Source organism: Lachnospiraceae bacterium, assembly GCA_022794035.1.
Taxonomy (GTDB): domain Bacteria; phylum Bacillota; class Clostridia; order Lachnospirales; family Bianqueaceae; genus CALWPV01.
The window spans coordinates 1-12691 of record JAAWDX010000003.1 but is presented as its reverse complement, the minus strand read 5'-3'; the positions used below and the strand labels follow the sequence as shown (position 1 = coordinate 12691).

At 53.2% G+C, this 12691-nt stretch carries 11 protein-coding genes, 1 tRNA gene and 1 other annotated feature; of the genes, 3 read left to right on the top strand and 9 right to left on the bottom strand.

The window, feature by feature from the left end:
- Positions 1 to 43: 43 nt before the first annotated feature.
- Positions 44 to 304, bottom strand: coding sequence for a TIGR03905 family TSCPD domain-containing protein (locus HFE64_01740; protein ID MCI8632192.1), 261 nt, complete (start codon positions 302 to 304; stop codon positions 44 to 46).
- A gap of 432 nt (positions 305 to 736) precedes the next feature.
- Here HFE64_01740 and HFE64_01735 point away from each other — a divergent pair, with 432 nt between their 5' ends.
- The gene (locus HFE64_01735; GenBank protein ID MCI8632191.1) at positions 737 to 2914 is read left to right on the top strand and encodes an RNA-binding transcriptional accessory protein; all 2178 of its coding nucleotides are present in this window, start codon (positions 737 to 739) and stop codon (positions 2912 to 2914) included.
- Here HFE64_01735 and HFE64_01730 read toward each other — a convergent pair.
- The 8 genes from HFE64_01730 to HFE64_01695 form a co-directional block, all read right to left on the bottom strand.
- Positions 2883 to 3593: an HAD family hydrolase gene (locus tag HFE64_01730; GenBank protein MCI8632190.1), complete on the bottom strand. Its 711-nt coding sequence runs from the start codon at positions 3591 to 3593 to the stop codon at positions 2883 to 2885. The genes HFE64_01735 and HFE64_01730 overlap by 32 nt on opposite strands.
- A 25-nt stretch (positions 3594 to 3618) precedes the next feature.
- Positions 3619 to 4527 carry a hypothetical protein gene (locus HFE64_01725; protein ID MCI8632189.1) on the bottom strand — a complete coding sequence of 303 codons (909 nt, stop codon included), beginning with the start codon at positions 4525 to 4527 and terminating at the stop codon, positions 3619 to 3621.
- 46 nt (positions 4528 to 4573) lie between these two features.
- Positions 4574 to 5191, bottom strand: a complete 618-nt coding sequence (locus tag HFE64_01720; GenBank protein MCI8632188.1) for a class I SAM-dependent methyltransferase — start codon at positions 5189 to 5191, stop codon at positions 4574 to 4576.
- Positions 5192 to 5194: 3 nt separating this feature from the next.
- On the bottom strand, positions 5195 to 6076 hold the full coding sequence (rsmA, locus tag HFE64_01715; GenBank protein ID MCI8632187.1) for a 16S rRNA (adenine(1518)-N(6)/adenine(1519)-N(6))-dimethyltransferase RsmA: 882 nt from the start codon (positions 6074 to 6076) through the stop codon (positions 5195 to 5197).
- Positions 6077 to 6079: 3 nt separating this feature from the next.
- Positions 6080 to 6853 carry a TatD family hydrolase gene (locus HFE64_01710; protein MCI8632186.1) on the bottom strand — a complete coding sequence of 258 codons (774 nt, stop codon included), beginning with the start codon at positions 6851 to 6853 and terminating at the stop codon, positions 6080 to 6082.
- 13 nt (positions 6854 to 6866) lie between these two features.
- Positions 6867 to 8840 carry a methionine--tRNA ligase gene (gene metG, locus HFE64_01705; GenBank protein MCI8632185.1) on the bottom strand — a complete coding sequence of 658 codons (1974 nt, stop codon included), beginning with the start codon at positions 8838 to 8840 and terminating at the stop codon, positions 6867 to 6869.
- A 39-nt stretch (positions 8841 to 8879) separates the two neighbouring features.
- Positions 8880 to 9160, bottom strand: a binding site (T-box leader).
- Positions 9161 to 9201: 41 nt separating this feature from the next.
- Positions 9202 to 10851 (bottom strand): putative manganese-dependent inorganic diphosphatase, encoded by a 1650-nt coding sequence (locus HFE64_01700; GenBank protein MCI8632184.1) that lies wholly within the window; start codon positions 10849 to 10851, stop codon positions 9202 to 9204.
- On the bottom strand, positions 10848 to 11393 hold the full coding sequence (locus HFE64_01695; protein ID MCI8632183.1) for a VanZ family protein: 546 nt from the start codon (positions 11391 to 11393) through the stop codon (positions 10848 to 10850). Before HFE64_01695 ends, HFE64_01700 begins: the two co-directional genes overlap by 4 nt.
- Positions 11394 to 12108: 715 nt before the next feature.
- On the opposite strand from HFE64_01695, the gene HFE64_01690 reads away from it, so the two are divergent.
- Both HFE64_01690 and HFE64_01685 read left to right on the top strand, forming a co-directional pair.
- Positions 12109 to 12375, top strand: coding sequence for a helix-turn-helix transcriptional regulator (locus HFE64_01690; GenBank protein MCI8632182.1), 267 nt, complete (start codon positions 12109 to 12111; stop codon positions 12373 to 12375).
- Positions 12376 to 12500: 125 nt separating this feature from the next.
- A tRNA-Pro gene (locus HFE64_01685) sits at positions 12501 to 12574 on the top strand.
- The last annotated feature ends 117 nt before the right edge of the window (positions 12575 to 12691 follow it).

Here is a 12691-nt window from a genome sequence, read left to right as displayed (position 1 = left end):
AAATAGCCGATTGAAAAATAAGCTATCAAGCTTATTTTTCAATCTACGCCTCTGCTTTCGTTTCGGCCAGTGCAGCCTCCAAAGCAAGTGCCAGCTGATCAGGACAGGAAGTCGGCTTGCTGCCGCAGGTATTGCCTTTCAGGCGCTCAATCAGCTCCTTTGCATCCATTCCTTCTACTAATTTGCTGATCCCCTTCAAGTTGCCGTTGCAGCCTCCTACAAAATTGACATTATAAACCTTGCCGTCTCTCAGCTCAAAATCAATCTGCCGTGAGCAGGTACCTTTTGTTTGATATGTGTGCATATTTCCTCCTTTGCCGCCATGCGGCCTGTAATGATCATATTTCTTATTATAACAAATTCAGCTTGAAAAGGGAAGCCCTTTTTAAATTAGTTTAAAAAATAGTGGCCACGGGGTTCAGACCTGCGCCGGGTCTGGCGTAAATTCTCCGAATGGCGTAAGAATTTCAGCTATTCTGCAGTCTTCCGCCATGTGTGGCTGAAAAGACTCAGCCACACATGGGCAGTAAATGAATCTATGACTGAGTTTTTTCAGCCATAGATTGCTTTTTCAGCCACAGTTGGCATAAAAATTTAAGCTATTTCGCCCATTTCCGCCAGTGGCGGCGGAAGGCCGGACAATCAGAGCAGCCGCCGCCCTCCCATGCCCTGTTTGACTTTTCTCTCTCGATTAGGTATAATTTCTCAAAATACTCATTCAAAAAGGATGCTATATATGCAAGAACTTACTTCTATTGCCCGCCAGCTGCAGCAGGAATTTGCCCTGCAGGACTGGCAGGTTACTAATGTTTTACAGCTGATTGACGAGGGCAACACGATTCCGTTTATTGCCCGCTACCGCAAGGAGATGACCGGCACCCTGAGCGATGAAATCCTGCGTGATTTTAATGAGCGCTTGGCCTATCTGCGCAATCTGGAGGCCAAAAAGGAGCAGGTGATCGCCTCTATCACCGAGCAGGAGCAGATGACGCCTGAGCTCTTGGCGCAGATCCAGCAGGCGCAGACCATGGTGGAGGTGGACGACCTGTACCGCCCCTACCGCCCTAAGCGCCGCACCCGCGCCACCATTGCCAAGGAGCGCGGTCTGGAGCCGCTCGCCCTCCTCATTTTCGCTCAGCAGGAGAGCGGCGAGCTGGCGGCGCTGGCCGCTGCCTATGTAAACGCCGAAAAAGAGGTGCCCGATGCTGCTGCCGCTCTTGCCGGCGCATCTGACATTATCGCCGAGATCATTGCCGATCAGGCCGACTACCGCCAGCACATCCGCCAGCTCACACAAAAGCTGGGCCGCATCGTCTCCAAGGCTAAGGATCCGGAGCAGACCTGCGTCTATGAGATGTATTATGAATTTTCCGAGGCCATCCCCAAAATCGCCGGCCATCAGGTGCTCGCGCTCAATCGCGGCGAGGCCGAAAAGATGCTCACGGTCTCCTTAGAGGCCCCGGCCGAACAGATTTTGTCTTATCTGGAGGCTCAGATCGTCCAAAGTCCGCTGCGCCGTGACTTTTTAGTCTCTGCAATCCAGGACGCCTATAAACGCCTGATCGCCTCCTCCATCGAAAATGAGATTCGCGCCGAGCTCACCGAGAAGGCGCAGGACGGCGCTATTCATGTATTTGGTAAAAATCTGACGCAGCTGCTGATGCAGCCGCCGATTGCCGGCAAGACCGTGCTTGGCTTTGACCCGGCCTTCCGCACCGGCTGCAAACTAGCCGTAGTCGATCCCACAGGCAAGGTGCTCGATACCGCCGTGATCTATCCGACATCCGGGCCGGGCCGCATCCCGGAGGCTAAAAAGAAGCTGACCGAGCTGCTGGGCCGCTATCATGTGGACATCATTGCCATCGGCAACGGCACAGCCTCGCGCGAATCTGAACAATTTGTTTCTCAGGTGCTGTCTGACTATAATCCGGGCGCTACCGTAAAAGCCAGCTATATTATCGTAAATGAGGCCGGCGCCAGCGTATATTCTGCTTCTAAGCTCGGCACTGAGGAATTTCCTGATTTTGATGTGGCGCTTAGAAGCGCTGCTTCCATTGCCCGCCGCCTACAGGATCCGCTGGCGGAGCTTGTAAAAATTGATCCCAAATCGATCGGCGTCGGCCAGTATCAGCATGATATGGACCAGAAAAAACTCAGCAGCGCGCTCACCGGCGTAGTCGAGGACTGCGTAAACCGTGTCGGCGTAGACGTCAACACCGCCTCCCCCTCGCTGCTGGCTTACATCTCCGGCATTAGCAAGCCTATCGCCAAAAACATCGTGGCCTACCGTGAGGAAAACGGCCGCTTCACAAACCGCAGGCAGCTGTTAAAGGTGGCCAAGCTTGGCCCCAAGGCCTTCGAGCAATGCGCCGGCTTCCTGCGCATTCAGGACGGCGACGAGCCGCTCGACAATACGGCCGTGCATCCGGAATCCTATGAAGCCGCCCGCGGCCTGCTCACGCAGATGGGCTATGATCTGCAGCAGCTTACTGAAAGCGGCGAGCTGCGCGCCGGCATGCCGCGCATTCTCGTGCAGATTAAAGGAATGGATCAGCAGCAGCTTGCCGATCAGCTTTCTATCGGTTTGCCCACACTGCAGGATATTGCCGCGGAGCTTGCGAAGCCCGGCCGCGATCCGCGCAGCGATATGCCCGCGCCGATCCTGCGCACCGACGTCATGTCGATGGAGGATTTAAGCGTTGGCATGATATTAAAAGGCACCGTTCGCAATGTGATCGATTTCGGCGCCTTTGTCGATATTGGAGTGCATCAGGACGGACTTGTGCATATCTCTCAGATGAGCCACAAGTTCATCAAGCATCCTCTGGATGTCGTTAAGGTGGGCGATATTGTCGAGGTCAAGGTCATCAGCCTCGATCTTGCTAAAAAGCGGATTGGCCTGTCGATGAAATAATTTCATAAAGAGCCTGTGCATCCGGTGCCAGATATCTGGCGCCGGCTTTTTTAAGCTCTTCTTCCGTACGAAAGCCCCAGAGCACGCCGCACCCGGCCAGACCGGCATTGTACGCCGTCTGCATATCCACATCGCTGTCGCCCACGTATAAAATCTGTTCTTTAGGAAGCGCCAGCCTTTTCACAGCCTCCAGCGTGGAGGCTGGATCCGGCTTTGCCCTGCCGCCCTCCTTCAGCCCTACTGCACTGGTAAATGCAGCGCCAAAATACTGCTGCGCCAGCTCCTTCACTGCGCTATCCGCCTTATTGGACACAACTGCCAGCCGCACTCCCTCTGCCTGCAGCCGCATGAGCAGCTCCTTGATGCCCGGATAGGGCCTCGTATGGTCCTGCTTATGCGCTGCATAATACGCCATAAAATCAGAAAGCGCCGCCTCTTCCAGTCCTGCCGGAAGCATGGCGGCGGCTTCTTGTTCTCTTTTTTCACCGCTTCTGGCATCGGTGCCTGTCAGCATCCGGCGCACCAGCCGCGGAATGCCGTTTCCTACCATCAGCCGGTACGCTTCCTTGGGATACGCCGCGAGGCCATGCCTCTGAAGCACCGCATTGCCCGCGGCCGAGAGATCCTCCAGCGTATCCAGCAGCGTCCCGTCCAGATCAAATATAACGCCCTTTATCATTTGTTTCACTCTTTTCTATTTCAGACTATTCCAGCCGTTTCATCCAATAGCCAAATTCTCCGTAGCTGGGCGCGCCGCCGTGCGGCGTCATAAACTCTGTATAGCCATCCGCCTGCAGCTCCTCCTGCTGACTGGAGCGATAGCGGCATGGCATACCCAGCTGACTTTTTTCCCCCTGCCGTACAAGAATTAAATGATGATACCGGTCAAATGCACGCCGGCCTGCTTCGCCGCAGATCTCCTCAACCTGATTCAGATCCTGCAGCACATACACCGGCAGTGGATCGATGCCCATCTCTTGCACCGGCACTACGTTCTCTCCCGATACTGCTTCCTCGGCCTCGACCGCTTCTGGCTCTTCTCTGCTCATCACCTCTGCCGAATCAGACTCTGCCGGAACAACGCTCTCCTCAGCTTCCGGTGGCTCAGCCGCCACCTCAGCCAAAGCCGGCTCCTCAGCCACAATCAGCTCCTCTACAGCCTCTTCAGCCGCGGCGGCTGTTTCCATCACCGCGCTATCCTCTTCCTCTGGCAAATGCTCCGCTCTGACGGGCTCTTCATACCGATCCGGAATCAGCACCGGCTCAAAGCGATAGCCCACCACTCTTTTCCCGCCGCTGCGGGCCAAAATGGCCTTAAAACTGCCGATGCCAAGCGGATCACCCGGCTCCGCCTGCACACTGCCGCGGTACATGAGGCTGGCTTGTCCGCGGCTGTTGGCGCTGCACTGGCCCACCGGATATTCCCGGTAGCTGCCCGCATTTTCACACACCAAAACCGCCTGATAGGGCTCCCCTTCTGCCAGGCCCATCAGCACGCCCCGCACCTTCACATCCACGCGGCCCGTCCGGTCCTGCATCTCGATCCGTGCCTGTCCTGCCGCCTCGCCGCTGTCCTCTTTGCGCAGCTCTATAAATAAACGCACATATCCCATATGCTTCCTCCTAAGATGTTGATAGTCCATCTTATGAGAAGGCATCTCATTTTATGCATTTTAATATGTGAAATCCCGATTGCCGTTCGATGATCTGGCATTCTCCAAACAGACGCGTGAGCTCTTTGACTGCGCTGGGGCCGCCCTGATTTTTGCGGATGACTGCATAAAAGGCGCCGCCGGGCGCAAGATGCTCCTGTGCCTTTGCAAAGATGCCGTATACCACGGCCTTTCCCGCCCTGATGGGGGGATTGGTCACAATCAGGTCAAAGGCTTGCTGCGGAAAATGCTCTACGGTGTCCACCGTAAACTGTGCCAGCCCGGCCTTTTGCGCATTGGCTCTGGCCAGCGCCATCGCCCTCTCGTTCACATCCAGCATACAGACGGACGCGGCCGGGAAAAAATGCCCGAGCGTAATCCCGATGGGGCCGTAGCCGCAGCCGATGTCCAGCACATGCTTCGGCGGCTCTTTAAGGTCCTGCCATTCCTTGGCGATGGCGCGCAATAAAATATCGGTTCCATGATCCACCCGGCTCGTCGAAAACACACCGCTGTCCGTTTCAAAGTGAAACTGCAGCGGCCTCCCCTGATAGGCAATTTCATATTCAATATGGCGGATATGGGAGGCGCTCACCGGCTCCTTTGAATAATAATGCTGCGTCATCTTTTAATTCCCCGTCTTTCCCAGCGCATTGGCCAGCGCTGCAAATTCTGGCAGTGTCAGCGCCTCTCCTCTGATTTTTTCTGAAATTCCTGTCTGCTGCAGGGCTGCCAGCACCGCTTCCTTGGGCACGTTCAATTCTGGGCTTCCGCTTACGCTGTTGACCAGCGTTTTTCTCCGCTGGCCAAACGCTGCCTTGATGAGCGCAAACAAAAGCTGCGGATCATCGGCCTGCACCGGCGGCTCCGGCCTTCTTGCAAGGCGGATCACGGCTGATCCTACCCCTGGCCGCGGGATGAAGCAGTTTTTCGGCACATAGGCGGCGATATACGGCTCCGCGTAATACTGAACGGCCAGAGAAAGCGCGCCGTAATCCTTAGAGCCCGGTCCGGCCTGCATGCGTCTGGCTACCTCCTCCTGCACCATCACCGTAATGCTGCTCAGCGGTATGCCACTTTCAAACAGCCCCATGATAATCGGCGTTGTGATATAATACGGCAGGTTGGCAACTACCTTGAGCGGCTGCGTGATGCCGCGCTCCCGCAGGAAGGCAGGCAGATCCAGCTCCATAAAATCGGCATTCACCAACTCAATATTATCATAGGCCGCCAGATTCTCCTGCAGCACCGGAATGAGCCGTCTGTCGATCTCTACGGCAATCACCTGCCGGGCGGCTTCGGCCATGGCCTGCGTCAGGCTGCCGATCCCCGGACCGATCTCCAGACACACATCCTCGGGGCCAATCTCGGCCGCACGAAGGATTTTATCCAGCACATGCAGGTCCACCAGAAAGTTTTGCCCAAATTGCTTTTTAAACTGAAAATCATATTTTTGCAGCACCGCGATCGTATTTTGCGGTGCTGCAATTAAATTTTGCTTATCGGTCATATGCTATAGCTCCACCTGAAACAGACGGCAAGCGTTTTCGCGCGTCACGCGCGCCACCTCTTCGGGAGTGATCCCCTTTAGCTCCGCCACCTTTTCGGCCACATAGGTTAGGTTACGTGAATCATTGCGCTTCCCGCGGTTCGGCACCGGCGCCAGATACGGTGCATCCGTCTCCAGCAGCAGATGCTCCAGCGGAATCTCTTCCACTACGCGCAGAATCTTTTTCACATCCGGAAAGGTCAGCATGCCACCGATGCCCAGATAAAAGCCCATCTCTACATAGGCCTTGGCCATCTCCAGACTGCCGGCAAAGCAGTGCACCACGCCGCCAACCTCGCCGGCATCCGCAGCCTCCATGATATCATAGGTATCCTTGGCCGCATCGCGGCTATGCACGACGATGGGCAGCTCTACCTCCTTGGCCAGCTCGATCTGCTCCACAAACCAGTCCTTCTGCAGCTCGCGCGGCGCGAATTCATAGTGGTAGTCCAGCCCGATCTCGCCGATCGCTACGATCTTTTCGGAGCGGCACGCATAGTTATACAGCTGATACACGGCGTCTTCATCCAGCTTTTCTACCTCATGCGGATGCACGCCCACAGCGCCGAATATAAAATCATACTGCTCCGTGAGCTTGAGCGTGGCCGCGCAGCTTTTAAGATCGCTGGCGCAGTTGACAACGGCTTCCACACCGGCAGCGCGCAGCGCGCTGAAAAGCTCGGCCTGATCCTTTTTAAACTTCTCATGATCGTAATGTGCATGCGTATCAAAATACATCGTTTTTCTCCTTTTAGCTTACCGTACTGCCGCTGGGCACATCCTTCTCCGGACGCAGCACGCAGAAGCCGCCCTCGCCGTCGTCGGCACACAGGATCATGCCCTGTGACAGCACGCCGCGCAGCTTCACGGGTTTCAGGTTGGTGACAACCACAACCTTTTTGCCAACCATTTCCTCCGGCTTATAATATTTGGCGATACCGGATACGATCTGCCGCACTTCATCCCCGATTTTAATCTGCGATACCAAGAGCTTTTTGGCGCCTTCCACCGGCTTACACTCCAGTACCTCACCGATCTTAAGCTCTACCTTGTCAAAATCATCAATCGTGATCTCTGCCTTGGCTTCTTCTTCCGGCGCTGGCTCCTCCTTCTTAGGCGCAGCCTTTGCCTCCTGCTCTGCCCGCTCAGCGGCAATCTCAGCCAGCATTTTGGCTTCATCGATGCGCGCAAACAGGGGAGACGGATCATTGGTCTCCTCTCCGGCCTGCAGGAATCCGAAGCTTTCTAAGGACTCCAGACTGCGTCCCGCTTCCTTCACGCCCAGCTGATTTAAAATGCCCTCGCCTGTTTCCGGCAAAAAGCTTTTCAGAAGCACACCGATATAGCGGATGCTCTCCAGCAGGTTATACAGCACGCTGCCCAGACGCTCCTTCTGCGCCTCATCCTTGGCCAGCGCCCAGGGCGCGGTTTCATCGATATATTTATTGCTGCGGCGCGCCAGATTAACAATTTCCTCCAGGGCGTCAGCCACTCGCAGCTCTGCCATCTTTTCCTCTACGTTTTTGACTGCCTGCAGGGCCGTATCGATCAGATCAGTATCCAGCGCCTCTTTGGCGCCCTGCGCCTGCACGATGCCGCCAAAATATTTTTTGCCCATGGCGATGGTGCGGTTGACCAGATTACCAATAGTATTCGCAAGATCGGCGTTGTAGCGGGCGATGATGCTTTCATAGGTGATGCTGCCGTCGCTGGCAAAGGGCATTTCGCGCAGCACATAGTAGCGCACGCCATCTACGCCGAAGCGTTTAACCAGCTCGTCGGCATAAATCACGTTGCCGAGCGATTTGCTCATCTTCATCTCGCCGAACAGCAGCCACGGATGGCCGAAGATCTGCTTGGGCAGCGGCTCGCCCATGGCCATCAGGAAGATCGGCCAATAGATCGTGTGGAACCGCAGAATGTCCTTGCCGATGAGATGCAGATCGGCCGGCCAGTATTTTTTGTATTGCTCGCTTGGATTTTCGGGGTCATAGCCGATGCCGGTGATGTAGTTGTTGAGCGCGTCCATCCATACATAGACCACATGCCCCGGATCGAAATCAACCGGAATGCCCCAGCTGAAGGAGGTGCGCGATACGCACAGATCCTGCAGTCCCGGCTTTAGGAAGTTATTGACCATTTCCTTTTTGCGCGACTCCGGCTGGATAAATTCGGGGTGCTCCTCGATATACTGCATCAGGCGGTCCTGATATTTGCTCATTTTGAAGAAATAGGCTTCTTCCTTTGTCTTTTTCACCTCGCGGCCACAGTCGGGGCATTTGCCGTCCACCAGCTGCGTCTCCGTGAAGAAGGATTCACAGGGCACGCAGTACCAGCCCTCATAATAGCCCTTGTAGATGTCGCCCTGCTCATAGAGCTTTTTGAAAATCTTCTGTACGGCCTTCTCATGATCCGGGTCCGTCGTGCGGATGAATTTGTCATAGCTTGCATTCATCATATCCCAGATGTCCTTGATCTCGCCGGCCACCTTGTCCACATAGGCCTTGGGCGTAACGCCGTTTTGCTCTGCATTTTCCTGAATCTTCTGCCCATGCTCGTCGGTGCCGGTCATGAAAAATACGTCATAGCCCTGCAGGCGGCGGTAGCGCGCGATGGCATCAGCCAGCACCACCTCGTAGGTATTGCCGATATGCGGCTTGCGCGACGTATAGGCAATGGCCGTGGTCATATAATACTTTCCTTTTTTGTTACAGCTTTCACACATGTGACATTCCTCCTCAAAATAAATAAGGCGCTCCATCCTACTAAGGACGAGAGCGCCGCTCGTGGTACCACCTTAATTTGCTCTCAGCCGCACCGAGGTGCGCCTAAAAGCCTCATTGGATACAGGGCTAAACTTTAATTTATTAAGCCGTTATATCCACACGCGCTTACGGGCGTACCCGTCGCAGCCTGCCGCCTACATGGGCGGGTCGGTGCGCAGCTCCGAGGCCATGTTCCGCCCTGCCTTCCGCATCCCTTTTCAGCTGCCGGGACTCTCTGCCGCTTCCTGCATGGACGTACTCTTCTCTTCTTTGCCTTTTCTTCTATAATATATGCGATTTTACTATTTTATCTCCGCTGTGTCAAGTCTCTTTGTTGATGACTTCGATAAATGCCGGAATCAGCTGCTTTTTGCGGGATACAATACCCGCGAGAACGAGGCTGTCCTTTTCCGGCCGCAGGCCGAAAGCCTCTGCTGCGAGCTCCCTTGCCCCGCTGCCAAAGCACATGAGCGTCGTGCTCTCTTCTATGATGTTGGTCAGCATAAAGAACATCATGCTCATCCCATGCTCGCGGCAGTGCTTTTCCAGATATGGCAGCAGGCGCTGCTCGATGCGGGCAAGCTCCTCGCCGCTCATGCTGTTAATCTGCCCCACGCCAAAGGTGACGTCGCCGAATTCAAATTTCTTGTAATCCTGATAGAGGATTTCTTCCGGCGTTTTATCCTTCAGATTACTGCCGGCTGTAAATATCTCGATGCCAAACTGCTGACAGTCGATGCCGGCAATCTCTGCCAGCTCCTTCGCCGCCCTTCGGTCTGCCAGCGTGCAGGTGGGCGAGCGAAATACCAGCGTATCGGACAGGATGGCGCTGCACAAAAGCCCGGCAATCTGCGGCGATACCGTTTGCCCCTTTTCGCAGTACATTTCATAAACAATGGTGGCCGTACAGCCCACGGGCTCGTTGCGAAAATAAACCGGCTCCATCGTCTCCAGCGATCCGATGCGGTGATGATCGATGATCTCCAAAATCTCTGCATTTTCAATATTCTCTACCGCCTGGCTGCGTTCGTTATGATCGACTAAAATGACCGATCGCTTGCGGATTCCCAGCAGGTTGCGGCGTGAGATCATGCCGATATAGTGCCCGGCCTTATCCACCACCGGAAAATCACGGATACGCGTGTTTTGCATCGCGTCTTTAATCTCATCCGTATAATCCCCCGGATGAAACAGCACCAAATCTTCGGACTTCATAAATGCCTCCACCGGCATACTCTGATTGATCTGCCGCGCAACGCGGTATGTATCAAACGGCGTTACAATTACGCTGCACTGCCTGTCCGCCGCCAGCTTGCGGATGGTTTTGGACACTGTCGCCCCCAGACACACGATGATGCAGCCAGCGCCTGACTCAATCGCGGAAAGCTGTGAATCATAGCGGTTTCCGGTAATGACCATATCATGCTTTTTGATATAATCCTCCATCACATCCGGATTGGCCGCTGAAATGAGCACATTTCCCTTGTCAAACACTGCGCCTGTGTCACCGACCACCATCTCTGCTTCCAGCGTCTCTAAAATATTCTGATAGGAGGTTCTGGCCTTTGCCAAAATGTTGCCGTCCTGCTCCTCCATGTAGGACAGCGCGATATCGTTGATGGTAATCAGCCCCTGCAGCACATTCTCTTCATCGGTGATCGGCAGCGTAACGGCTCCGAGCTCTGCCATCAGGTTCCAAGCCTTTTTCAGCGAAAGCGTTCTCGCGATGCTCGGCACCTTGCGGATCTCCATATCGCGTACGCGCGTTCCGATGTTATTCACATAGACCGGCTGACGCACGCCAAAGCGCTTGAGCACATAAGCTGTCTCCGGCCCTATCTGGCCAGCACGGGCCGCAATGTAGCGGCTTCCGTCATTTTCTTTATTCTTTAATTCTGCATAGGCAATGGCGGAGCAGATCGAATCGGTGTCTGGATTGCGGTGCCCCAATATATAAATGTCTTTTTTCATGCTGATTTCCTTTCCCATGTTCTACGCCGAAGCGCGTACCAGATTCGGCAGCTGATGTACGCGCCCAGCGCGTTATGAAACATGTCGTCCCATTCAAAGAGCCCGCGTTTTAACAGCAGCTGCAATACTTCGATGGAGATTGACAGCGCCAGGGCGCCAAGCGTGATCCATTTTCCCGCCTTGCGGGTGCGAAATGCCTCTTGCAGCAGTACGCCGACTGGCATGAACAGCAAGAAGTTGAGGATATTCTCCTGCAGGACGGCCTCGTTTTCATATTGGATGATGAAGGCGTAGGACCAAAAGGGGGTGAGCATGTACTCGGCCTCGCTGCGCGGACTGCGCGAAAATATGGTGATCAGATAGACCATGTAAATATAGACGAAGCTCGCCCAAATGCACAGGGCCTGCCTGCTCTGGAGCATGCCTTTTTGGCAGCGCTTTGTGAGATAAGCGGCAAGCACGGCGGCGAGAAAGAGGCCCAACAGCACCTCGGCTGCTGACAGATTTTCTAAATGATAGCCTAAAATTTCAATCCAGTCCAAGTTGATTCTCCGTTTCTGATATGGTGCGGATGCTACTGATAGTATATAAAATATCCGCATATGTATGCGCGGGCTTACTAACCATTGAATCTGCGCTGCTTTATTGAATATAAAAAAACAACCGCCTATGCCTGAAAATAAAGCGATCGCTCCACTTAAATATTTTCAAGCTCATGATCGGCAGCTCTTTTATTTATTATAACAAGGTGTCTGCGGATTGTCAAATTGCGTGCTGCTGCTCCTTTGAGCAGAAGGTAATGAATACGGACGACAGGCTTTTGCTTTGACTTTCAAGCGAAATGATCAAAAGGAGGAGGGGGGGGGGGCAGATGGTCAAATGATCCGTTGCCGATTTGAAATCGTATCCTTTTAACGGGTGACTTGGGAAAATAGGTACGTTGTGTTACCGCTGGATCAGGTGATATAACGTATTATTTTTTTCATTTTACCCGTTGGATTTTCTATATTTAAGCATTGGCAACGTGCTTATTGGCGCAAATGATCCGTTATATCGAACGCATCTAACCATGGCTAACGTACTTTTAACATCTATTGTACGTAAAATTTTTTTATATTTCTGATCATAACTACCACTATAGGCCGGAGGGGACAGCACTAAAATACGGCGAATCTATTTTATGAAGCGTACTTCATGGCGTATACCTCATAATCTTTGTACAATGATGATAAATTTTTATAGAAGGAGGAATTTATCATGAGGAAGAAAATTCGCGAGGCGTACAAAAATTATGTTAGGGTGGAGCTATTGAGAACAAGGAGTAAGGAAGGGCTTTCGCAAGAGAAAATGGCGGCCATTCTGGAGATGAGCTATAAGGCTTATAACTCACTGGAAACGGGTAAAAGCTGTTGCAGTCCGGAAACATTATCACTTTACATACTGCGTTTTCGTTCTAATGATAAGGAAGTCTTTATGGACGGCTTGTACAAAGCCATTGCTAAAGCAATAGAGAAGAGCGCATAATCGTTTTGATCTATTCAAGGAAACAACACATGTATCGTAATCCTACAAGGTTTTGCAAACTTTTTTATGGGAGCTCTTGACAATCACCCGAACTTTGGCTATAATGATTAGGCTGAAAGGCAAATCGGAATGTGGCTCAGCTTGGTAGAGCGCTGCGTTCGGGACGCAGAGGCCGCAGGTTCGAATCCTGTCATTCCGATTTTTCATGAAAACCGCTTGTATAGGCGGTTTTTTGTTTTTCCAGTGTTTAAGCGGCCTGCAAGGGTTTTCTTGGTTTTTATGTATTCTATGAAATCGGCTCAAAAATACCCTCTAT